General features: G+C 71.6%; 20 protein-coding genes and 1 riboswitch. Of the genes, 10 read left to right on the top strand and 10 right to left on the bottom strand.

The features are described from left to right. Positions 1-25 precede the first annotated feature (25 nt). Complete coding sequence (locus tag P3G67_RS27245) at positions 26-685, top strand: HD domain-containing protein (protein ID WP_276095861.1); 660 nt, start codon at positions 26-28, stop codon at positions 683-685. A gap of 124 nt (positions 686-809) precedes the next feature. After that, positions 810-1,949 carry a Cmx/CmrA family chloramphenicol efflux MFS transporter gene (locus P3G67_RS27240; RefSeq protein ID WP_276095874.1) on the top strand — a complete coding sequence of 380 codons (1,140 nt, stop codon included), beginning with the start codon at positions 810-812 and terminating at the stop codon, positions 1,947-1,949. Between the two features lie 30 nt (positions 1,950-1,979). Here the strand turns inward: P3G67_RS27240 and P3G67_RS27235 are convergent, their stop codons facing one another. Then, a complete protein-coding gene (locus P3G67_RS27235) occupies positions 1,980-2,330 on the bottom strand; it encodes a hypothetical protein (RefSeq protein ID WP_276095860.1) in 351 nt (116 codons plus the stop codon). 81 nt (positions 2,331-2,411) lie between these two features. Between P3G67_RS27235 and P3G67_RS27230 the strand changes: the two genes are divergently transcribed. Together P3G67_RS27230 and murQ are read left to right on the top strand one after the other, a co-directional pair. Beyond that, complete coding sequence (locus P3G67_RS27230; protein WP_276095859.1) at positions 2,412-3,332, top strand: MurR/RpiR family transcriptional regulator; 921 nt, start codon at positions 2,412-2,414, stop codon at positions 3,330-3,332. 13 nt (positions 3,333-3,345) lie between these two features. Then, positions 3,346-4,281, top strand: a complete 936-nt coding sequence (gene murQ / locus P3G67_RS27225; RefSeq protein WP_269855585.1) for an N-acetylmuramic acid 6-phosphate etherase — start codon at positions 3,346-3,348, stop codon at positions 4,279-4,281. An 86-nt stretch (positions 4,282-4,367) separates the two neighbouring features. Here the strand turns inward: murQ and groL are convergent, their stop codons facing one another. From groL to thrC, 4 genes are all read right to left on the bottom strand, one after another. Next, positions 4,368-5,996, bottom strand: coding sequence for a chaperonin GroEL (gene groL, locus P3G67_RS27220; RefSeq protein ID WP_269855584.1), 1,629 nt, complete (start codon positions 5,994-5,996; stop codon positions 4,368-4,370). Between the two features lie 489 nt (positions 5,997-6,485). Continuing rightward, positions 6,486-6,689, bottom strand: a complete 204-nt coding sequence (locus P3G67_RS27215; protein WP_255932426.1) for a cold-shock protein — start codon at positions 6,687-6,689, stop codon at positions 6,486-6,488. A 556-nt stretch (positions 6,690-7,245) separates the two neighbouring features. After that, the gene (locus tag P3G67_RS27210; protein ID WP_269858508.1) at positions 7,246-7,521 is read right to left on the bottom strand and encodes a ubiquitin-like small modifier protein 1; all 276 of its coding nucleotides are present in this window, start codon (positions 7,519-7,521) and stop codon (positions 7,246-7,248) included. Further along, a complete protein-coding gene (gene thrC, locus P3G67_RS27205) occupies positions 7,518-8,804 on the bottom strand; it encodes a threonine synthase (protein WP_276095858.1) in 1,287 nt (428 codons plus the stop codon). Before thrC ends, P3G67_RS27210 begins: the two co-directional genes overlap by 4 nt. 15 nt (positions 8,805-8,819) lie before the next feature. Further along, positions 8,820-8,960, bottom strand: a riboswitch (SAM riboswitch). A gap of 163 nt (positions 8,961-9,123) precedes the next feature. On the opposite strand from thrC, the gene P3G67_RS27200 reads away from it, so the two are divergent. Next, on the top strand, positions 9,124-10,092 hold the full coding sequence (locus P3G67_RS27200) for a glucosyl-3-phosphoglycerate synthase (protein ID WP_276095857.1): 969 nt from the start codon (positions 9,124-9,126) through the stop codon (positions 10,090-10,092). A gap of 121 nt (positions 10,093-10,213) precedes the next feature. Beyond that, on the top strand, positions 10,214-11,665 hold the full coding sequence (locus P3G67_RS27195; protein ID WP_276095856.1) for an alpha,alpha-trehalose-phosphate synthase (UDP-forming): 1,452 nt from the start codon (positions 10,214-10,216) through the stop codon (positions 11,663-11,665). A 1-nt stretch (position 11,666) separates the two neighbouring features. Here the strand turns inward: P3G67_RS27195 and otsB are convergent, their stop codons facing one another. Genes otsB through P3G67_RS27180 form a run of 3 tightly spaced genes read right to left on the bottom strand, consistent with a single transcriptional unit; the run spans position 11,667 to position 14,085 of the window. Then, the gene (gene otsB, locus P3G67_RS27190) at positions 11,667-12,524 is read right to left on the bottom strand and encodes a trehalose-phosphatase (RefSeq protein ID WP_276095855.1); all 858 of its coding nucleotides are present in this window, start codon (positions 12,522-12,524) and stop codon (positions 11,667-11,669) included. A 51-nt stretch (positions 12,525-12,575) separates the two neighbouring features. After that, positions 12,576-12,842 (bottom strand): DUF3263 domain-containing protein, encoded by a 267-nt coding sequence (locus P3G67_RS27185; RefSeq protein WP_269858503.1) that lies wholly within the window; start codon positions 12,840-12,842, stop codon positions 12,576-12,578. Positions 12,843-12,852: 10 nt separating this feature from the next. Then, the gene (locus P3G67_RS27180) at positions 12,853-14,085 is read right to left on the bottom strand and encodes an extracellular solute-binding protein (RefSeq protein WP_276095854.1); all 1,233 of its coding nucleotides are present in this window, start codon (positions 14,083-14,085) and stop codon (positions 12,853-12,855) included. 229 nt (positions 14,086-14,314) lie between these two features. Between P3G67_RS27180 and P3G67_RS27175 the strand changes: the two genes are divergently transcribed. The 3 genes from P3G67_RS27175 to P3G67_RS27165 all read left to right on the top strand — a co-directional run bounded on the left by P3G67_RS27175 (position 14,315) and on the right by P3G67_RS27165 (position 17,464). After that, the gene (locus P3G67_RS27175; RefSeq protein WP_276095853.1) at positions 14,315-15,247 is read left to right on the top strand and encodes an ROK family protein; all 933 of its coding nucleotides are present in this window, start codon (positions 14,315-14,317) and stop codon (positions 15,245-15,247) included. Next, complete coding sequence (gene nagA, locus P3G67_RS27170; RefSeq protein ID WP_276095852.1) at positions 15,247-16,404, top strand: N-acetylglucosamine-6-phosphate deacetylase; 1,158 nt, start codon at positions 15,247-15,249, stop codon at positions 16,402-16,404. The genes P3G67_RS27175 and nagA overlap by 1 nt, the downstream gene beginning before the upstream one ends. A 139-nt stretch (positions 16,405-16,543) precedes the next feature. After that, complete coding sequence (locus P3G67_RS27165; protein WP_276095851.1) at positions 16,544-17,464, top strand: 1-phosphofructokinase family hexose kinase; 921 nt, start codon at positions 16,544-16,546, stop codon at positions 17,462-17,464. Positions 17,465-17,515: 51 nt separating this feature from the next. Here P3G67_RS27165 and P3G67_RS27160 read toward each other — a convergent pair whose 3' ends face one another. Both P3G67_RS27160 and cdgB read right to left on the bottom strand, forming a co-directional pair. Then, the gene (locus P3G67_RS27160; protein WP_276095850.1) at positions 17,516-18,475 is read right to left on the bottom strand and encodes a CBM35 domain-containing protein; all 960 of its coding nucleotides are present in this window, start codon (positions 18,473-18,475) and stop codon (positions 17,516-17,518) included. Between the two features lie 110 nt (positions 18,476-18,585). Continuing rightward, positions 18,586-20,205 carry a diguanylate cyclase CdgB gene (gene cdgB, locus P3G67_RS27155; protein ID WP_276095849.1) on the bottom strand — a complete coding sequence of 540 codons (1,620 nt, stop codon included), beginning with the start codon at positions 20,203-20,205 and terminating at the stop codon, positions 18,586-18,588. 412 nt (positions 20,206-20,617) lie between these two features. Between cdgB and P3G67_RS27150 the strand changes: the two genes are divergently transcribed. Further along, entirely contained in the window at positions 20,618-21,211 is a 594-nt protein-coding gene (locus P3G67_RS27150) for a flavin reductase family protein (RefSeq protein ID WP_391858361.1), read from the top strand. Positions 21,212-21,245: the final 34 nt, after the last annotated feature.

The following is a 21,245-nucleotide window of genomic DNA, read 5'->3' as shown; positions in this document are numbered from 1 at the left end:
CTCCACAATGGCGAGAATGGGCACCATGGCCACGCCCCCGACGCCCCGCCACCCCTCGTACGACACTCTGCTCACCCGCTGGACGGCACTGCTGCGGCACGCCGGGTGCACCGCGGACCCGGTCCCGTACGGCGAGAACCTGCTCGGCCGCTGGGCCGAGCCGCAGCGCCGCTACCACACCACCGACCACCTGATCGCGACCCTCGACCACGCCGAGGCGCTCGCCTCGTACGCCTCCGATCCGGACGCCGTACTGCTCGCCGTGTGGTTCCACGACGCCGTCTACCGGCCCGACCGTTCCGAGAACGAGGAGCGCAGCGCCGACCTCGCGCAACGCGCGCTCACCGAAGCGGGGCTGCCGCATCCGCTGGTCGCCGAGGTCACCCGCCTGGTACGGCTGACCATCGGCCATGATCCAGCCGACGGCGACCGCGACGGCGAGGTGCTGTGCGACGCGGACCTCGCGGTGCTCGCCGGCGCGCCACGCGAGTACGCCGCCTACGCGGCGGCGGTGCGCGAGGAGTACGGGTTCGTCCCGGACGAGGTCTTCCGTGCCGGACGGGCCGACGCGCTGCGCCAACTCCTCGCCCTGCCAAGGCTGTTCCACACCCCGTACGGAGAGCGGCACTGGGAGCGCACCGCCCGCCACAACCTGGAAACAGAACTGCAACTGATCAGCGCCTGACCCCGGGAATGCCCAACACCCCTGGACACTTGTACGAAACATGTCGAACGACCAGGGCAACCGCACGACCGCCACAGCCACCGACCAGCTCCCGAACACCGCCGTGGACCACACCAGAGTCCGCATGCCGGTGGCGGTCTACGTCCTCGGACTGTCCGTGTTCGCCCTGGGAACTTCCGAGTTCATGCTCTCCGGACTGCTGCCACCGCTCGCCGCCGACCTCGGCGTCTCCATCCCACGGGCCGGACTGCTGATCTCCGCCTTCGCCATCGGCATGGTGGTCGGCGCGCCGCTGCTGGCCGCGTCAACGCTGCGCCTGCCGCGCCGCACCACCCTGCTGGCGCTGCTCTGCGCGTTCGGCCTCGGCCAGGTGGCGGGCGCGCTCGCGCCCTCGTACGGCGTGCTGTTCGCCTCACGCGTCGTCAGCGCACTGGCCTGCGCCGGGTTCTGGGCGGTCGGTGCGGCGGTGGCGGTGGCGATGGTGCCGTACGAGGCCCGGGCCCGCGCGATGGCCGTCATGGTGGGCGGCCTGAGCATCGCCAACATCGCGGGCGTCCCGGCCGGTACGTTCCTCGGCCAGCACGCCGGTTGGCGGGCCGCGTTCTGGGCCGTCGCCGGGCTGACGGTGCTCGGCATGGCCGGGGTCGCCGTGCTGGTACCCCGGGTACCGCGGCCGCGGACCGCGCCGCGGCTGCGCACCGAACTGCGGATCTACCGCGACCGCAGCGTCTGGCTGGCGCTCGCCACCACCGCCTTCGTACAGGCCGCCGTCTTCTGCACCTTCAGCTATCTCGCTCCGCTGCTCACCGAGACCGCGGGACTGGACGAGGGCTGGGTGCCGACGGTCCTCGCGCTGTTCGGCATAGGGGCGCTGATCGGCACGGCGCTCGGCGGACGGATAGCGGACGCCCGGCTGTTCGGCACGTTGAAGGGCGGTATCGCCGCGACGACGCTGGTACTCGCGGCGCTCGCGCTGACCGCGCGGCAACCGGCGGCCGCGGTGACGCTGTCGCTGCTGCTGGGCGTGACGGCGTTCACCGCCGCACCCGCGCTCAACGCGCGGATGTTCAACGTCGCCAACGCCGCGCCGACGCTGGCCGGGGCGACCACCACGGCCGCGTTCAACATCGGCAACACGGCGGGACCTTGGCTGGGCGGAGCGGCCATCAACGCGGGCGCGGGATACACGGGCGTGGCCTGGGTCAGCGTGGCGCTCGCCGCGGTGGCGTTCGTGTTGACGTACGCACAGGTCCGTTTCCGGTGAGGGGCGGGTGCGCGGGCAGGTTCGCGAACCTCAGCCGGAACGGACCGGCAGCCGGCCGACGGGCGCGATGACAACGCCGTCCTTCCCGCACACCCAGTGCGGATCGGGGCCTAGCTCCGGCTCGACGTCCAGGGCGTGCGGCTCCTCGCAGGCGGGGCACAGGGGCCAGCGCCCGTAGCGGTCGAGGAGGGCGTCCTGTACGTCCTGGGCGATCAGCCCGGTGACGTACTCCACGCCGTCCGGCCACTGCTCCACCCACCACCGGCGGTTCGCCACCGCGTCCTCGACCAGCGACACGACCGCCGCGTCGTCGATGTCGCAGGCCGCCAGATCGGCCAGTACCAACGCGCGGGCCGCATGCAGTGCGGGTTCGAGTTCCATACGCCGATTGTCCCCCTCCCGCCGGAGTGACCCGGCATCGGATGATTGACCAACCCGTGCGATGAAAATATCTTTCAAAGCGTGACGCAGAACGCGAAGGAAACTTTCCGCCAGTGCGACACCGGCCCCGCCCTGGCCGCCAGGGTCAGAACCCTCTCCCCCACCATGCCCCGCTCCATGCAGCGCGTCGCCGAAGCGGTCGCCGCAGACCCGGCCGCCTGCGCCCAGCTCACCGTCACCGCACTGGCCCAGCGCACCGGCACCAGCGAGGCCACCGTCGTGCGCACCGCCCGGGTCCTGGGCTACCCCGGCTACCGTGACCTGCGGCTGGCGCTCGCCGCGTTCGCCGCCCAGCAGCAGTCGGGCGCACCGGCCTCGGTCACCGCGGACATCGCGGTGGACGACCCACTGTCCGACGTGGTCGCCAAGCTCGCCCACGACGAGCGGCAGACCCTGGCCGACACCGCCGCCGGACTCGACGTATCCCAACTGGAGGCCGTGGTGGGGGCGTTGACCGCCGCCCGCCGCATCGACGTCTACGGCATCGGGGCGTCCGCCCTGGTCGGTCAGGACCTGGTGCAGAAGCTGCTGCGCATCGGGCTCATCGCGCACGCCCACAGCGATCCGCACCTGGCGGTGACCAACGCCGTCCAACTGCGCCAGGGCGACGTGGCGTTGGCCATCACCCACTCCGGCAACACCGTCGACGTCATAGAACCGCTGCGCGCCGCCTTCGGCCGGGGCGCCACCACGGTCGCCATCACCGGACGGCCGGACGGCGCGGTGGCCAGGTACGCCGATCTCGTCCTCACCACCGCGGTGCGCCGGGAGAGCGAGCTGCGACCGGCCGCCATGTCCAGCCGCACCAGCCAACTGCTGGTCGTCGACTGCCTGTTCGTCGGCGTGGCGCAGCGCACCTACGAGCGGGCGGCGCCCGCCCTGTCCGCCTCGTACGAGGCGCTCGCCCACCGCCACAGCCCCGAAGCGCCCACCGCACGTTAGGAAGCCAGCCGCCATGTCCCGCGACACCCCCTACGGCGAGCTGCGCCGTGAGTTGGCGACCCTCACCACCGAGGCGTTCCAGCCGGAACTCTCGGACATCGACCAACTGCCGACCCTCGACATCGCCCGGATCATGAACGGCCAGGACGCCACCGTCGCGGCCGCCGTCGCCGACCGACTGCCGTACATCGCCGCCGCCATCGACGCCACCGCCGAGCGGATGGCCCGCGGCGGACGCCTGGTCTACGCGGGCGCGGGCACCGCGGGACGGCTCGGCGTGCTCGACGCCAGCGAGTGCCCGCCCACCTTCAACACCCGGCCGGGCCAGGTCGTCGGCCTGATCGCGGGCGGTCCCGACGCGATGCTGAGCGCCGTCGAGGGCGCGGAGGACAGCGCGGAACTCGCCGCCGAGGACCTGGACGCGCTGGGTGTCGGCGCCGCCGACACCGTCGTCGGGATCTCGGCCTCCGGCCGCACCCCGTACGCCGTCGGGGCGGTCGGACACGCCCGAGCGCGGGGCGCGTTGACCATCGGGCTGTCCTGCAACGCGGACTCCGCACTGGCCGCCGCGGCCGAGCACGGCATCGAGGTGGTGGTCGGCCCCGAACTGCTCACCGGTTCCACCCGGTTGAAGGCGGGCACCGCGCAGAAGCTGGTGCTCAACATGATCTCGACCATCACGATGATCCGGCTCGGCAAGACCTACGGGAACCTGATGGTCGACGTGCGCTCCTCCAACGAGAAGCTGCGCGCCCGCGCCCGGCGCATCGTCGCACTGGCCACCGGCGCGGCCGACCAGGAGATCGAGGCGGCGCTGGCGGCGACCGACGGCGAGGTGAAGAACGCCATCCTCACCATCCTGGGCGAGGTGGACGCCGCCACGGCCGAGCGCCTGCTGACCCGGCACGGCGGACGGCTGCGGGCCGCGCTGCGCGCGGCGCTCAACTAAGCGGGGGGACAAGGCGCAAACGCCCGAGGGCGGTACCCCGCGTGGGGTACCGCCCTCGGGTTGGACGGAGCCTGATCCTCGGCGGATCAGAAGTCCATGCCACCGCCCATGCCGGCAGCGGCGGCGTCGGCGCCAGCGGCGGCCTTCTCCGGCTTGTCGGCGATGACGGCCTCGGTGGTGAGGAACAGCGCCGCGATGGAGGCGGCGTTCTGCAGCGCGGAGCGGGTGACCTTGGCCGGGTCGATGATGCCCTCGGCGATCATGTCCACGTACTCACCGGTCGCGGCGTTCAGGCCGTGGCCGACGGCCAGGTTGCGCACCTTCTCCACGACGACGCCGCCCTCGAGACCACCGTTGACGGCGATCTGCTTCAGCGGGGCCTCCAGCGCCAGCTTGACGGCGTTGGCACCGGTGGCCTCGTCGCCGTCCAGCTCCAGCTTCTCGAAGACCGAGGAGGCCTGCAGCAGGGCCACGCCACCACCGGCGACGATGCCCTCCTCGACGGCGGCCTTGGCGTTGCGCACCGCGTCCTCGATGCGGTGCTTGCGCTCCTTGAGCTCCACCTCGGTGGCGGCACCGGCCTTGATCACGGCCACGCCGCCGGCCAGCTTGGCGAGGCGCTCCTGGAGCTTCTCGCGGTCGTAGTCGGAGTCCGACTGCTCGATCTCGGCGCGGATCTGGTTGACGCGGCCCTGGACCTGGTCGCTGTCACCGGCACCGTCGACGATGGTGGTCTCGTCCTTGGTGATGACGACCTTGCGGGCGCGGCCGAGCAGGTCGAGACCGGCGTTCTCCAGCTTGAGGCCGACCTCCTCGGAGATGACGGTGCCACCGGTGAGGATGGCGATGTCGCCGAGCATGGCCTTGCGGCGGTCACCGAAGCCCGGGGCCTTGACGGCGACGGACTTGAAGGTGCCACGGATCTTGTTGACCACCAGGGTGGACAGGGCCTCGCCCTCGACGTCCTCGGCGATGATCAGCAGCGGCTTGCCCGACTGCATGACCTTCTCCAGCAGCGGGAGCAGGTCCTTGACCGAGGAGATCTTGGAGTTGACGATCAGGATGTACGGGTCCTCGAGGGAGGCCTCCATACGCTCCATGTCGGTGGCGAAGTACGCCGAGATGTAGCCCTTGTCGAAGCGCATGCCCTCGGTGAGCTCAAGCTCCAGGCCGAAGGTCTGCGACTCCTCGACGGTGATGACGCCTTCCTTGCCGACCTTGTCCATGGCCTCGGCGATCAGCTCACCGATCTGGGTGTCGGCGGCCGAGATGGAGGCGGTGGAGGCGATCTGCTCCTTGGTCTCCACCTCCTTGGCCTGGTCGAGCAGCGCACCGGAGACGGCCTCGACGGCCTTCTCGATGCCGCGCTTGAGAGCCATCGGGTTGGCACCGGCGGCGACGTTGCGCAGACCCTCGCGGACCAGCGCCTGGGCGAGGACGGTCGCGGTCGTCGTACCGTCACCGGCGACGTCGTCCGTCTTCTTGGCGACCTCCTTGACCAGCTCGGCGCCGATCTTCTCGTACGGGTCCTCGAGCTCGATCTCCTTGGCGATGGACACACCATCGTTGGTGATCGTGGGCGCGCCCCACTTCTTCTCAAGGACGACGTTGCGGCCCTTGGGGCCGAGGGTCACCTTTACGGCGTCGGCGAGCTGGTTCATACCGCGCTCAAGGCCGCGCCGTGCCTCCTCGTCGAACGCGATGATCTTGGCCATGTGAAGTGGTCCTCCCGGACGGGGGTTTGGCGTCGGACCGCGCTGGCGCCCGCGACGGACGGCCGGTCGGCCACCGGTTCCTTCCCGACAGCCGATCGGGCCTCACCGACCCGGTCCATCTGTCACTCTCAACGTCAGAGTGCTAACGCCAATGATTAGCACTCTGCCCCCGAGAGTGCAAGCGGCCCGCAGGGCCTCAATGAGGGGTGGCGGCCGGGCGACGGGTGGGCGCAGGCGGCCCGCAGGGCCTCAATGAGGGGCGGCGGCCGGGCGACGGGTGGGCGCAAGCGGCCCGCAGGGCCTCAATGAGGGGCGGCGGCCGGGCGACGGGTGGGCGCAAGCGGCCCGCAGGGCCTCAATGAGGGGCGGCGGCCGGGTGACGGGTGGGCGCAGGCGCTTGGGTCGCTCGCCGCATACGCGAAGGGTCCGCGCCCCTCAAGGGGTGCGGACCCTTCGAACGTGAGGTCTCGTGGCGCGATGCGCCGGAGGTCAACCGGCGATCCGGACCATGTCAGCCTGCGGCCCCTTCTGGCCCTGCGAGATCTCGAACTCGACCCGCTGGCCTTCTTCGAGGGTGCGGTAGCCGTCCATCTGGATCGCGCTGTAGTGCACGAAGACGTCCGCACCACCGTCGACCGCGATGAAGCCGTATCCCTTCTCCGCGTTGAACCACTTGACGGTGCCCTGAGCCATCCCTAACTCCCCTATTACTGGCCCTTGCACGGGACCGCACTCCGCGGACCCGGGTCAGACCCCACCCCATAACACACGCAGGTGTGCGCCGGAACGCGTGTCGACCGCGGCTGAATGTATCTGTATGGACGCCCTCTGCAACAGGTCAATCGGACGAGAATTCTGTGCGCGCCCGATCGGTAATTCCGGGAAAAAGGCCGGGAATTCAGGGCAACTCGGACCGGGCATAGCCGACCAACGCGACAAATGGCACCCCGATTTCGGGTACAACTTGTCGCGTTCTTCACGTGCCCCCGGCACGTGCGTCACGTCCCGAGCCCGAGCGGCTGTACGGCGGTGGTGCGGCGGTGCGAACTGCGCTTGCGGCCCAGCGTGGTCGGACGACCGTTGGCGAATGACCGGAAATGAGGTTTGGCCGCCTGTAAGCGGTGCCCTTGAAACGTGGACGACCGCTGTCGCGCATACTGTACCGCGCCCGAGAACAAGCGCGTGCCCCGCCTGCCGCAATGGCAAACGGGGCATTCGCAAATGGCCGGAAGTTTTCGGTGCCCGGAGGTCAGCCGCCGGCGACGGCCGGAATAATCGACACCCCGGCACCGTCGGGCGTGGCCGTCGCAAGGCCGCTGTCGAACCGCACGTCATCGTCGTTCACGTAGACGTTCACGAAGCGGCGCAGCTTGCCCTGGTCGTCCAGGACACGGGCGGAGATGCCGGGATGGTTCTGCTCCAGCGACGCGATGACCTCGGACAGCGTGCTGCCCTCGGCCGTCACCTCGGCCTGTCCGCCGGTGTAGGTGCGCAGGATGGTCGGGATGCGGACGTTGACACTCATGCGAGGCCAGCCTCTCGGAACGAGTCAAGGGTGGGACGGATGATGGCGGTCGGGCCGGTGGTCGGCGCCACCGCGTCCAGGGTCTTCAGGCCGTCACCGGTGTTGATGGCGACGGTCTCGTCGGCCGGGTCGAGCTGGCCGGTCTCGATCAGCTTCCTCAGTACGCCGATGGTCACCCCGCCCGCGGTCTCGGCGAAGATGCCCTCGGTGCGGGCCAGCAGCTTGATCGCGTCGACGATCTGCTCGTCGTTGACGTCCTCGACCGCGCCACCGGTACGCCGGGCGATGTCCAGCACGTACGGGCCGTCGGCCGGGTTGCCGATCGCCAGCGACTTGGCGATGGTGTTCGGCTTCTGCGGACGCACCACGTCGTGCCCGGCCTTGAAGGCGGTGGAGACCGGGGAGCAGCCCTCGGCCTGCGCGCCGTAGATCCGGTACGGCTTGTCCTCGACCAGGCCGAGCTTGACCAGCTCCTGCAACCCCTTGTCGATCTTGGTGAGTTGGGAGCCGGAGGCGATCGGGATGACGATGTTGTCCGGCAGCCGCCAGCCGAGTTGCTCACAGATCTCGTAGGCCAGAGTCTTGGAGCCCTCGCCGTAGTAGGGGCGCAGGTTGACGTTTGTGAAGCCCCAGCCCTCGCCGATCGGATCGCCGATCAGCTCGCTGCAGAACCGGTTCACGTCGTCGTACGTGCCCTCGATGCCGACCAGTTCACCGCCGTAGACCGCAGCCATCACCACCTTGCCGGCCTCCAGGTCGTGCGGGATGAACACGCAGCTGCGGAAGCCCGCGCGCACCGCGGCGGCGCCGACGGCACCCGCGAGGTTGCCGGTGGAGGAGCAGGACAGCGTGGTCAGGCCGAAGTTGCGGGCCGCCTCGACGGCGATCGCCACCACCCGGTCCTTGAAGGAGTGGGTGGGGTTGCCCGAGTCGTCCTTGACGTACAGACCGCCGGTGACGCCCAGTTCGCGGGCGAGCCGGTCGGCCTTGACGAGCTTGGTGAAGCCGGGGTTCAGGTTCGGCTTGCCGGCCACGTCGGCGGGGACGGGCAGCAGCGGCGCGTACCGCCAGATGCTGGTGGGGCCGGCCTCGATGCGCCGGCGCAGGCCCTCCGGGTCACCGCTGGGGAACTCGTAGGCGACCTCCAGCGGGCCGAAACACGCCTCGCAGGCGAAGATCGGGCCGAGCGGGAAGCGCTCGCCGCACTCGCGGCAGGACAGGGCCACGGCGGGGCCGAAGTCGGTGGAAGCGCTGACGGCGGATGCGACGGTTTCGACAGCCATATGGCGAGGCCTCTCTCCTCATCTTCCCCGCGGCGCTTCTCGCCGCGGGACGGAATTGGCACCTTCCCCACCGTGGCCTCGGCTGACAGCTGCGCGGCCGGTAGGAGGGTTGCCGGGACGTCAACGGGCCGTTCCCTCAGTCCCTCTGGATGAGCTCTATGGCACTGGGCTGTTCACCCAGGCGTTTTTCACGCGCTGCCGACATGCGGTCGTCAGGCGCGTTGCCCAAGACTGTAACCGAAGGGCCGGACAGTTGAGATAGTCGTCCGAACCGCGAGATGGGTCACATGCGCGGTTCCGCTGACAGGGAGGCGGGGCAGTGCTGGAAGAGGTGGAGCGCTGGCTGGAGCGACGGTCCTGGTCCACCGCCGACCGTCCGCTCGACCAGCTGCTCGCCGCCAAGCGCGCGACGGGCCCGGCTGGCACGGTGAGCGTGGTGCTGCCCGCGCTCAACGAGGAGGCCACCGTTGGCGCGATCGTCGGGGAGATCCGACGGGAGCTGATGAGCGAGGCCGCACCGCTGGTGGACGAGCTGGTGGTGATGGACTCCGGCTCCACCGACCGCACCGCCGAGGTGGCCGAGCGCGCCGGAGCGCGGGTGGTGCACCGGGACACGGTGCTGCCGCGGATCCCGGCGGTGCCCGGCAAGGGCGAGGTGCTCTGGCGTTCACTGATGGCCACCAGCGGGGAGATCGTCTGCTTCATCGACGCCGACCTGCGGGACTTCGACGCCGGCTTCGTGTACGGGATCGTCGGGCCGCTGCTGACAGATCCCGAGGTGCATCTGGTCAAGGCGATGTACGACCGGCCGCTGGAGGCCGGCGGCGCCGTCGTTCCGGCAGGCGGCGGCCGGGTCACCGAGCTGGTCGCCCGCCCGCTGCTCAACCTGCACTGGCCGCAACTGGCCGGTTTCGTACAGCCGCTGGGCGGCGAGTACGCGGCGCGGCGCGCACTGCTGGAGCGCCTGCCGTTCCCCGTGGGGTACGGGGTGGAGCTGGGCATGCTGGTGGACGCGCTGGCCTGCGTCGGGCTCGACGCGCTGGCCCAGGTGGACGTCGGGGTACGGCACCACCGGCACCAGGACTCCCATGCGCTCGGCCGGATGGCCGCGACGATCTACCGCACCGCCCAGGTACGACTGGCCCGGGCCACCATGGTGCGGCCGGTGCTGACGCAGTTCGACCGGGGGCCGGAGGGCGGTTTCGAGCCACGCGTCCACGAGGTGGTGGTCGAGGAGCGGCCGCCGATGATCACCGTCCCCGAGTACGCCGCCCGCCGCGCCGCGTAGTCTCCGCACCGCGCCGATCAGCGGCCCTCGCCGGGCGTGAGGGCTCCCTGGACGCCGGACCGAACCCGACCGGGGACGGAAAAACGCTCATGGTGAGCGGAACGCATCGTAGGCTGGCCGTATGGTCGCTACGCGCGCAGCCCAGGTCCTGGTCGCGTCCAACCGCGGACCGGTCTCGTACAGCCGTGCCGAGGACGGCTCACTCACCGCCCGGCGCGGTGGCGGAGGACTGGTCTCCGGACTGAGCGCGATCGGCGCCGACGCGGACTCGGTGTGGGTGTGCGCGGCGCTCTCCGACGACGACCGCGCGGCGGCCGCGGCCGTGGGCGGACGGTTGGACCCGGCCGACACCGGCGGTCAGCGGGTGCGGATGCTGGACATCGACCCGGCGGTGTTCGCCGGGGCGTACAACGGCATCGCCAACTCGGTGCTGTGGTTCGTCCACCACCTCCTCTACCAGACCCCGCTGGAACCCGTTTTCAACCAGGACTTCCGCGCCGAGTGGGCGCAGTACGAGAGCTACAACGCGGCGTTCGCCGACGCGCTGGCCGAAGAGGCCGCCGAGGGCTCGGCCGTCCTGGTACAGGACTACCACCTGACACTGACACCCCGGCTGCTGCGCGAGCGCCGCCCCGATCTGCGGATCGGCCACTTCTCGCACACCCCGTGGGCCCCGCCGGACTACTTCCGGCTGCTGCCCGACGACATCGCCACCTCGGTGCTGCGCGGCGTCCTCGGCGCGGACCGGGCCGCGTTCCTCACCCGCCGCTGGGCGGACGCCTTCGCCGCGTGCTGCGCCGACCTGCTGGGCGCCGAAGTCACCGCGGACGGCCACGGGTTGGCGGTCCGCCACGAGGGCCGCACCACCCGGCTCGGGGTGCACGGCCTGGGCGCCGACGCCGAGTTCCTACGGGAGCGCGCGCACCGCCCGGACGTGGACGAGCGGATGGCCGCGCTACGGGAGCAGATCGGTCCGGACCGCAAGGTCATCGTCCGGGTGGACAGGACCGAGCTGTCCAAGAACATCGTGCGCGGCCTGCTGGCCTACGAGCGGCTGCTCGCCACCCACCCCGAGTGGCACGGCCGCGTGGTGCACGTCGCCTTCGCCTACCCCTCGCGCCATGACCTGGCCGTCTACCGCGACTACACGGCCACCGTGCAGCGGGTGGCCGAGGAGGTCAACTCCCGCTACGGCACGGCCGACTGGCAGCCGCTGATCCTGCATGTCAAGGACGACTTCGCCCGCTCGCTCGCCGCCTACCGGCTGGCTGACGTGGCGCTGGTCAACCCGATCAGGGACGGGATGAACCTGGTCGCCAAGGAGGTCCCGGTGGTCTCCGAGGGCGGCTGCGCCCTTGTGCTGTCCCGGGAGGCGGGCGCCTTCGCGGAGCTGGGCGAGGACGCGATCGTGGTGAACCCGTACGACGTGGAGGCGACCGCGCGGGCGCTGCACGAGGGGCTGGCGATGCCCGACGGCGAGCGGGCCGTGCGCACCAAGCGGCTGGCCGCGGCGGCCACCGCGCTGCCGCCGCAACGCTGGTTCCTCGACCAACTGGCCGCGCTGACCGACTAGTTCAGGCCAACGCGTCGGCCAGCGCCGCGAGCAGCTCCACCACGCCTTCCGGGCCGTCGACCACCAGGTCGGCGCGGGCGGCGAGTTCGGCGACCTCGTTGCTGCCGCTGCACACCAGCACCCCGGGCACGCCCTCCGCCCGGAGCTCCTCCACCGCGTCGAAGGCGGCCAGGTCACCGAGGTCGTCCCCGGCGTAGAGCACCGCTCCGGCGCCGGTCTCCCGTACGTATGAGGCCAGCGCGACGCCCTTGTCCATGCCCGGCGGCCGAAGCTCCAGCACCATGCGTCCCGGTTCGACGATCAGGCCGTGCTTGTGGGCGAGTTCGGTGAGCGGCCCGCGCAGCGCCTCCAGGGCGGCGTTCGGGTCGTCGGTCCTGCGGGTGTGCACGGCGACGGCGCGACCGCCCTTGTGCTCGATGTGCGCGGTCTCCACCCAGGTGTCGCGCCAGGCGCCGAGGCGTTCGAGGAATCCGGGCAGCTCGGCCCGTACCGCCAGTACGCCCGGGTCGTCGCCGGGACCGCGCACCTCACCGGAGACGGCGTCCCAGCGCTCGGCGCCGTAGTGGCCGAGCACCACCAGGTTCTCCAGGCCGGGTACGCCCGCGAAGCCCCCGTAGCGCACCGCGACTCCGGCCGGGCGGCCGGTGATCACCACGACCGAGGCTACCCGGGGCGCCAGCCGGGAGAGCACCGGCACCGCGCGCGGATGCGCCCGGGCCTGCTCCGGGTCGGCGACGATCGGAGCCAGCGTGCCGTCGAAGTCCAGCGCCACCACGGCCCGCTTGGGCTCGGTCAGCAGCGCGGCCATCCCGGCCTTGCCCGCTGGCGTTACGGGGGTGGGAACAGGTTGGCTGCCCATGCCCCGACCCTACCGGCAGCGGGTGCGGCCGTGGTCGCATCCCCCCGTCGGCTAACGGTTGGCGCGGCGCGCCTCGCGCAGGCGGCGCAGACGGTTGACGGTGGCGGGGGCGTGGGCGAGGGCGCGGGGGTCGTCCAGCAGGGCGTTGAGGAGTTGGTAGTACAGGTGCGGCGAGATGCCCAACCGCTCCCTTACGACCCGCTCCTTGGCGCCCACCGTCGGCCATGAGCGCCCGGCCACGTCGAGGATGCCGCGCTCCCGCTCGGACAGGGCGCCAACCCGCTCCGTCACCGGCGCCACCTCCTCGGCACGTCCCACGCCGTCAACGCTACTTCGCGGCGGCGCTGTTGTCCGCCGCTTCCGCGGTGCGCTGGAGGTCGCCGAGGACGCCCACCGGGTCCTGGGTGGCCGCCCGGCCGATGACCTGCTTCAGCTTGGCGTTGACCGGGCCCCAGGAGACCTTGTTGTCCGGGTAGAAGCGGGCGCTCGGCAGTTCGTTCAGGAACGGCCAGACCGGCTTCAGGGAGGAGTCGGCGAGCATCGCGTTGGACGCGGACACCGTAACGGGCTGGAGGTCGTAGGCGCGCAGGAACCGCAGCGTGTTCTGCCGGCTGTACGCGAACTCCAGGAACTTGCCGATCTGCTGCCGGTTGCCGTTCTTCTTGAACGCCATCATCCAGTCGGCGACACCGACCGTGGACGCCAGCGGACCGCCCTTGCCGGGGATCTTGGCGATGCCGAAGTCGACCCTGGCCCTCTCGGCCATCTGCATCAGCGTGGGGTGGCCGTTGAGGAAACCGCAGTCACCGGCGGCGAACGCGTTGAACACGTCCTGGCGGTTGGTGGTGGCCGGGTTGCGGCCGGACAGGCCGGTGTCGGAGAGGTTGGCCTTGATCCACTGGAAGGCCTCGATGTTCTGCGCCGAGTTGATGGTGTAACTGCCCACGTCGTCGGTGTAGTTGCCGCCGTTGCCGAGCATCCATATCAGCGTCTCCGCGGCCGGCTCCTCCGGCCCGAACGGCAGGCCGAACGGCACCTTCACGCCCGCCGCCTTCAGCTTCTGGGCGGCGGCCTTGAGGTCGTCCCAGCTCTTCGGCGGCTGCGCGGCGCCGCTGGCGTCGACGATCCCGGCCTGCTTGAACAGCGTCTTGTTGTAGAAGAGCATGCGCGCGCTGGAGACGAACGGCATGCCGTACTGGGTCCGGTTGACGCTGCCCGCGTCCGCCATGGAGCTGATGAAGTCGGCCTGGGCGGGTATGGAGAGCAGGTCGTCCACGCTGTAGAGCAGGCCCTTGGCCGCGTAGTCGGCGTACGCGCCGCACTGCGCGATGTCGGGGGCCTGCCCGGCGGCCACCATGTCGGCGACCTTCTTGTCCACCACGTCCCAGCTGTAGACCTTGACATCAACCGTGATGTCGGGGTTCTTCTGCTTGAACTGGCCGGCGACGTCGTTCCAGTACGTCTGCGAGGTGTTGGTGGCGTTGTCGCCGTAGTCCGCCGCGACCATGGTGAGCTTGGTGCCGCCGCCCGTCGCGCCGCCACCGCATCCCGTCAGCGACATCGCTCCCGCGAGGCCACCTCCCGCCGCGAGCCCAAGGAACCGCCGCCGCTCCACCGTGTACCTACCGCCCTTTGCGCCTCGTCCCCGCCGAAAGCGCCAATATACGTGCCGCGCCAGGTGCGCCCGCCGCCCACCCACCCCGTCAACGGGGACGGCAAACGGGTGGGCGGACGGCGCAGCACAACGGGTGGACTAGACCAGTGCGGCACGACCGGTCAGACTGGTCACCGTGGAACACGTCATCGCCCTGGACGTAGGCGGCACCGGCATGAAGGCCGCGCTGGTCGCGGCGGACGGCACCCTCCTGTACGAGGCGCGCCGCCCCACGCACCGCGAGCGCGGTCCGGAAGCCGTGATCACCGCCATACTCGACTTCGCCGCGCAGCTGCGCGCCCACGGCGAGCGCACCCTCGGCAGGACCGCCGCCGCGGCGGGCGTCGCGGTACCCGGGGTGGTCGACGACGCGCGCGGCGTCGCCGTCTACTCGTCCAACATCGGCTGGCGGGACGTGCCCATGCGCTCGCTGCTCGCCGACCGGCTGGGCGGGATCCCCACCGCCCTCGGCCATGACCTGCGCTGCGGCGGGCTCGCCGAGGGGCGGCTGGGCGCCGGGCGCGACCAGGACCGGTTCCTGTTCCTCGCGCTGGGCACCGGGATCGCCGCCGCCATCGGCATCGACGGCCGGATCGAGCCGGGCGCGCACGGCTCGGCGGGCGAGATCGGCCACATCGTGGTGCGCCCCGGCGGACGCCGCTGTCCCTGCGGGCAGACCGGCTGCCTGGAGACCGAGGCGTCGGCCGCCGCGGTGGCCCGCGACTGGGCCGAGGCGAGCGGTGACCCGGCGGCCACCGCCGCCGACTGCGCGCAGGCGGTCGACAAGGCCGACCCGCGCGCGCTGGCCGTCTGGCGCAACGCCGTCAGCGCCCTGGCCGACGGCCTGGTGACCGGGCTCACCCTGCTCGACCCGGGAACGCTGATCGTCGGCGGCGGGCTGGCCGAGGCGGGCGAGACGCTGCTGGCGCCGCTGCGCGAGGCCGTCACGGAGCGCGTGACGTTCCAACGGCTCCCCCTCATCGTTCCGGCGGCCCTCGGGGACGCTGCCGGGTGCCTGGGCGCGGGTCTGCTCGCCTGGGACCGACTCTCCGTGGAGGTAACCGCCTGATGGACACACAGCACACCGATCGCCGCGAAGTCCTCGCCGGGGCACGGGTGGTACTGCCGTCGGGCGTCGTCCAGGACAGCCTGACCGTCGAGGGCGGCCGGATCGCCGCCAACCGCTACGACGAGCGCGGCGGCACCGACCTTTCCGGGCACTGGATCGTGCCCGGTTTCGTCGACATCCACGTGCACGGCGGCGGTGGGGCCTCCTTCTCCGCGGGCACCGCCGAGGAGGCGCTGACCGCCATCGGCACGCACCGCGCCCACGGCACCACCACCATGCTCGCCTCGACCGTCACCGGTGACCTGGACGACCTCGCCCGCCAGGCCGGCGCGCTGTCCGAACTGGTCGAGCAGGGCGAGTTGGCCGGAATCCACTTCGAGGGTCCGTTCATCTCCCCGCACCGCTGCGGCGCGCACGAGCCGACGCTGCTGCGCGATCCGGACCCGGCCGACGTACGGAAGCTGGTCGACGCGGCGCGCGGCACCGCCCGGATGATGACGCTCGCCCCCGAACTGCCCGGCGGGCTGGACTCGGTACGGCTGCTGGTCGAGCACGGGGTCATCGCCGCCGTGGGCCACACCGACGGGGACTACGACGCGACGCTGGAGGCGATCGACGCGGGCGCGACCGTCGCGACGCACCTGTTCAACGCCATGCCGGCGCTGGCCCACCGCGCTCCCGGCCCGATCGCCGCGCTCCTCGGCGACGAGCGGGTCACGGTGGAGCTGATCAACGACGGCACCCATCTGCACCCGTCCGTCCTGGAGTTGGCGTTCCGCAACGCGGGTGCCCGGCGGGTGGCGTTCATCACCGACGCGATGGGCGCGGCCGGTATGAGCGACGGCCGCTATCCGCTCGGCCCGATGCAGGTCGAGGTCAAGGACGGGGTGGCCCGGCTCGTGGAGGGCGGCTCCATCGCGGGATCCACGCTCACCCTGGACACCGCGTTCCGCCGCGCGGTGACCGTCGACCGGCTGCCGATCGAGCAGGTCGTACAGGCCATTTCCGCCAACCCGGCCAAGCTGCTCGGGCTTTACGACCGCGTCGGCTCGCTGGAGCCGGGCAAGGACGCCGACCTCGTGGTCCTGGACGACGACTTCGCGCTGGCGGGTGTGATGCGCAAGGGCGAGTGGGTGGTGCGGCCCACCGGCAGGTGACGCATTCGTACGGCTTCGTGCCGTGAAGCCGGACGGCGGTCGGCCCGACTCTGGGCCGACCGCCGTTCTTTTGGCATGATCGCTCGCGAAACGGCTTCCGAGACCGAGCGAGTCCTATCGAGACAGGGGTGCTGGCGCGATGATCCTGACGGTCACGCTCAACGCCGCCCTCGACGTGACATACCGTGTGCCACGGCTGGAACCGCACACCACCCACCGGGTGCGCGAGGTCGTCGAGCGGCCCGGCGGAAAGGGCCTCAACGTCGCGCGGGTGCTGGCCGCACTGGGTCATGGCACCACCGTCACCGGCCTGGTCGGCGGCCGTACGGGCGAAGCGCTGCGCGCCCTGCTGCGGCAGACCGCCCCCGGGGTGGCCGACGCGCTGGTCACGGTGGCGGGCGACACCCGCCGCACCGTCGCGGTGGTGGACGGCTCCAGCGGCGACACCACGATGTTCAACGAGCCGGGACCGGTCATCAGCCCCGAGGAGTGGACGGCCTTCCTCGACCGCTACCGCGAACTGCTGGCGGACGCACGGGCGGTGGCGCTGTGCGGCAGCCTGCCGCCGGGCCTGCCGGTGGGCTCGTACGCCGAACTGGTGCGCACCGCACGGTCGGTGGGCGTGCCGGTGCTGCTGGACACCAGCGGCGAGGCGCTGCGCCGGGGCATCGCGGCCCGGCCGGACGTGGTCAAGCCCAACGCGGAGGAGCTGGCCCAACTCACCGGCCTGACCGATCCGTTGCGCGCCGCCCGGGAGGCACGGCGGCGCGGGGCGCGGGCGGTGGTCGCCTCCGGTGGCGCGGAGGGGATGCTGGCGGTCACCGAACGCGGCATCTGGCGGGCCGCCCCGCCCAGGCGGCTCTCCGGCAACCCGACCGGTGCGGGCGACTCGGCAGTGGCGGGCCTGTTGTCCGCGACGGCGGAGGACCTCCCCTGGCCCGACCGCCTGGCCCGCGCGGTGGCGCTCTCCGCGGCCACGGTACTCGCGCCCGCGGCGGGGGAGTTCGACCGGGAGCGGTACGAGGTTCTGCTGCCGCAGGTCGCGGTCACCGAGCAGTAGGGCTTCGGGGGCACGCCCCCGTTCCAGGACGAGCCCCCGACTCTCCTGCGGTTACCAGCCCTCCGGCTTGGCGTTCTGGTCGACCGTCACGCCCACCCGGTCCAGGTTGTAGTGGCAGACGTCGCCGGGGGCGCAGGTCAACGCGATCGTGTTGGCACCCTGGTTGAGGTTCACTGACATCCACGAGGTGTACCACAGGTCCCAGTTGCCCGCCGTGCCGTAGTTCTTGAGGTTGATCTTGTAGCTCAGCGGCTTGCCGTTGACCACGACGGTGCTCTTCGCGTCGTCCGGCTGGGCGTTGGCGTAGCGGACCCACAGGGCGTAGGTGCCCGTCTTCGGCACGGTGGCGTTCCAGGTGACGGTGGCGCCCGGCGTCTCCATACCGTCCACGAACGCGCCGTTGGGGCCCTTGGCGCCCTGGTGGTTGTTGTCGGTCTTCGCCCCGCCGCTCAACGTCAGCGTGGCGGCGAACTCCTGAGGCAGCTTCGCGTTCGGGTCGCTGCTCGCGGACGGCGAGGGGCCCTGGGAGCCCTGTGAAGTGCTGGGCGCGGGGCTGGTGTTGGCGCCCGCCTGGTTGTCCGACTTGTCACTGCCGGTCAGCGCGGCGACGCCGATGCCGACGGCGACCACCACGACCACCGCGATGGCGCCGAGCATCAGTCCGCGCCGGTTGGAACCGGAACCCCGGCCGCCGCCGTGGCCCCCGCGATGTGCGGGCGGGGCGGCGGCGTACTGCTGCTGCGGCTGGGCCTGGGTCTGGGGCGGCGGCGGATAGCCGTAGCCGCTCTGCTGTGGCGCCTGGCGCCGCTCACCGACCCGGGTGACCTGGTTGTACGAGGTGCGCGGCACGCCCGCCCGGCGCCCACCACCGCCCTCGAACGAGGCGTTTCGCGCCCCTGTGGCGTTCGATCGGTCGGCCGCGGACGCGGCCTCGTCACCCTCCCCGCGGTACAGGTACGCGAAGGGGTCGTCGTTCTCGGGCTCTGGCGTGCCGTTACCCGCGGCCGTCATCCGCTGCTCACTCCCCACTGCGTCCGGCCACCGCGGACCGGATATTGCTGGACCCGCGCGAGCCTACCCCGATCCGGTGGCTCAACGCGTGTCCCCGCCCACAGCGGTGATCAGCCCGCCCGGCGCTGGGCCTTGGCCCGGGAGCGCTTCTCGACGTACATCCGCTGGTCGGCGGAGTGCAGCACTTCCTCCACCGTCATCCCACAGCCCGCCCAGCCGATGCCGAAGCTGGCGCCGACCCGCACCGCCCGGCCGTCCACCCTGATCGGCGGGATGATCGCGTTGCGCAGCCGGACGGCGAGGTCCTGGGCGCCGTCCCGGTCCAGGCCGTCGGCGAGCACCACGAACTCGTCGCCGCCGAGCCGGGCCACGGTGTCCCCGTCCCGCACGACGCTGGACAGCCGCCTTGCCACCTCGATCAGCACCGCGTCACCGGTGTGGTGGCCGAACCTGTCGTTGATCGACTTGAAGCCGTCCAGGTCGCAGAACAGCACCGCCAGGCCCTTGCCGCTCTCGCCCTCACCCTCGTCCGGCTCGATGGCGTGGACGTGGTGGTCATAGGGATGTGCGGGCGGCGCGGGGAAGCTGTACCCGAACTCGTCCAGGTCGTCGGCGCTGGCGGTGTGCTCCTCGGCGGCGAACGGACGGGAGCAGAGCCGGGCGCTCAGCCGGGCCCGCAGTTCGGCGCTGTTCGGCAGGCCGGTGAGGGAGTCATGGCTGGCGCGGTGCGCCAGGGCGAGTTCGTGCCGCTTGCGCTCCTCGATGTCCTCGACATGGGTGAGCAGGAAGCGCGGCCCGTCGGTGGTGTCGGCCACCACCGAGTTGCGCAGCGACACCCACAGGTACGTGCCGTCCCGGCGGGCCAGCCGCAGCTCGGCCCGGCCGCCCTCGGCCGAGGTGCGCAGCAGCGTCCCGATGTCCTCGGGATGCACCAGGTCGGAGAAGGAGTAGCGGCGCATCTGGTTGGCCGGGCGGCCCAGCATCCGGCACAGCGCGTCATTGGCGCGCAGCAGCTTGCCGTGCTGGTCGCCGCCCATCTCGGCGATCGCCATACCGCTGGGCGCGTACTCGAACGCCTGCCGGAAGCTCTCCTCGCTGGCCCGCAGCGCCTGCTGCTCGCGCTCCAGCCGGACCAGCGCGCGCTGCATGTTGGCGCGCAGCCGGGCGTTGCTGATCGCGATGCCCGCCTGGAACGAGTAGGTCTGCAGAGCCTCCCGGGCCCAGGCGCCGGGGCGGCGGCCACCACGCGGCCGGTCCACCGAGATCACGCCGATCAGCTCGCCGCCGCCCGCCGGGGTGGCGTACATGGGGGCGAGCAGCCGGTCCTGCGGGTGCCACTCGTCGGACAGGCGCGGCGCGGGTCCGCTCTCCCGGTGCCAGCTCGGTACGTCGTCGCCGTCCAGCACCCAGCCCTCGTCGTACGGGATGAAACGCAGCGACCCCCACCGGTGGCCCATCGCCAGCCGCCGCTCCCAGGAGGCCCGGGAACCGACCCGGCCCGCCATCAGCGCCTCGGCGCCCGCGCTTCCGGCGACCGCGGCGACGACCAGATCGCCGTCGGGCCGCACCAGGTTCACGGCGCACAGCTCGTACCCCAGCCCGCTGACCACGCCGTCGGCGACGGCCTGCAGGGTGTCGGCCAGGCTGCGGGCGGTGTTCAGGTCCGCGACGACCTGGTGCAGCTGGCGCAGAGTCGCGAGGCGGACGTACGGCTCCGACTCCGTGTCCATGTCTCTCCCCCGAGCCTCGACGAGTTCCACTTCGTACTTCTTGGGTTTCTCGGTTGTTAATCCCTTGGTCTGTTCGCGATTTCCTATCGTCCGATTGCCACCGCAACTGAATCACAGCGAGCAGCCCAGCGGGTACACAGGGTCAACAATTCCCCCTCCTTGTGACTGAGGTCACAGCCCTCTGTCAAAAGTCGGGCACGGTAAGTGGTTTCGTGCGCAAGACTTTGGGGTTCGAACGTTACATACCGGACGCCCGGCCGGAATCTGTGTCCGGAGCGTACGACACGAGCCCCCAGAAGACCTAGGTCTCCTCGCGGAGCCCGTATGGTCCGTCCGCCCGACGCGCGGGCCGCGGCCGCCGGTTACCGTTTGGTACGTGTTGCAGGAATCCCCCGAGCAGACCGCCCCAGCCATGCCCCCGGCCGAGGGCATCCCTCATGCTGGAGGCGTGCCGAACCCCGATGAGCGTGTGAGCCCGGCGGAGCCGCGCTCCGGCGAGCCGCGGACGAGCGCCGACGAGTTCCGTGCCGCGATGTCCCGGCTCGCCGCGGGCGTCACGCTGATCACCGCGCACGACCCGGAGGACGGGTTGGCGGGCGAGGACGTCGGGATGACCGCGACCGCGTTCCTCTCGGTCTCGCTGGAACCGCCACTGGTGCTGGTCAGTGTGCGGGTGGGATCGCGGATGGACGAGCTGCTGGAGCGGCAGCCGTGCTGGGCGGCCTCGGTGCTCAGCGAGAGCCAGCGGCATGTCGCGGGCCGCTTCGCGATGCGCGGCCGGGTCAGCGACCGCCTGCTGTTCGACGACATCCCGTACACCCGGGGTGCCGCCTCGGGCGCTCCGCTGATCGGCGGCGCGCTGTCGATCCTGGAGTGCCGCACCACGCAGCGCGTTCCGGCCGGAGACCACACCCTGGTCATAGCCGAGGTGCTCACCGCCCGCACACCGAGCGCGGGCGGCCGTCCGCTGGCGTACTTCCGCGGGCGCTACCACCAGTTGGGCTGACCCGAGCCCTGGGCCGGTCCGCCCCGGGCGGCCC

This window comes from Streptomyces silvisoli (assembly GCF_029269905.1).
GTDB lineage: Bacteria > Actinomycetota > Actinomycetes > Streptomycetales > Streptomycetaceae > Streptantibioticus_A > Streptantibioticus_A silvisoli_A.
This window is presented reverse-complemented; position numbering and strand designations above follow the sequence as displayed.

Excerpts from the sequence above, each read along its gene's own strand:
- P3G67_RS27160 (WP_276095850.1), bottom strand. The coding sequence starts at position 18,475 with ATGACGGCCGCGGGTAACGGCACGCCAGAGCCCGAGAACGACGACCCC.
- otsB (WP_276095855.1), bottom strand. The coding sequence starts at position 12,524 with ATGGGCAGCCAACCTGTTCCCACCCCCGTAACGCCAGCGGGCAAGGCC.
- thrC (WP_276095858.1), bottom strand. The coding sequence starts at position 8,804 with ATGGCTGTCGAAACCGTCGCATCCGCCGTCAGCGCTTCCACCGACTTC.
- P3G67_RS27210 (WP_269858508.1), bottom strand. The coding sequence starts at position 7,521 with ATGAGTGTCAACGTCCGCATCCCGACCATCCTGCGCACCTACACCGGC.
- nagA (WP_276095852.1), top strand. The coding sequence starts at position 15,247 with ATGGACACACAGCACACCGATCGCCGCGAAGTCCTCGCCGGGGCACGG.
- P3G67_RS27195 (WP_276095856.1), top strand. The coding sequence starts at position 10,214 with ATGGTCGCTACGCGCGCAGCCCAGGTCCTGGTCGCGTCCAACCGCGGA.
- groL (WP_269855584.1), bottom strand. The coding sequence starts at position 5,996 with ATGGCCAAGATCATCGCGTTCGACGAGGAGGCACGGCGCGGCCTTGAG.
- murQ (WP_269855585.1), top strand. The coding sequence starts at position 3,346 with ATGTCCCGCGACACCCCCTACGGCGAGCTGCGCCGTGAGTTGGCGACC.
- P3G67_RS27240 (WP_276095874.1), top strand. The coding sequence starts at position 810 with ATGCCGGTGGCGGTCTACGTCCTCGGACTGTCCGTGTTCGCCCTGGGA.
- P3G67_RS27235 (WP_276095860.1), bottom strand. The coding sequence starts at position 2,330 with ATGGAACTCGAACCCGCACTGCATGCGGCCCGCGCGTTGGTACTGGCC.
- P3G67_RS27180 (WP_276095854.1), bottom strand. The coding sequence starts at position 14,085 with ATGTCGCTGACGGGATGCGGTGGCGGCGCGACGGGCGGCGGCACCAAG.
- P3G67_RS27215 (WP_255932426.1), bottom strand. The coding sequence starts at position 6,689 with ATGGCTCAGGGCACCGTCAAGTGGTTCAACGCGGAGAAGGGATACGGC.
- P3G67_RS27165 (WP_276095851.1), top strand. The coding sequence starts at position 16,544 with ATGATCCTGACGGTCACGCTCAACGCCGCCCTCGACGTGACATACCGT.
- P3G67_RS27245 (WP_276095861.1), top strand. The coding sequence starts at position 26 with ATGGCCACGCCCCCGACGCCCCGCCACCCCTCGTACGACACTCTGCTC.
- P3G67_RS27150 (WP_391858361.1), top strand. The coding sequence starts at position 20,618 with ATGCCCCCGGCCGAGGGCATCCCTCATGCTGGAGGCGTGCCGAACCCC.
- cdgB (WP_276095849.1), bottom strand. The coding sequence starts at position 20,205 with ATGGACACGGAGTCGGAGCCGTACGTCCGCCTCGCGACTCTGCGCCAG.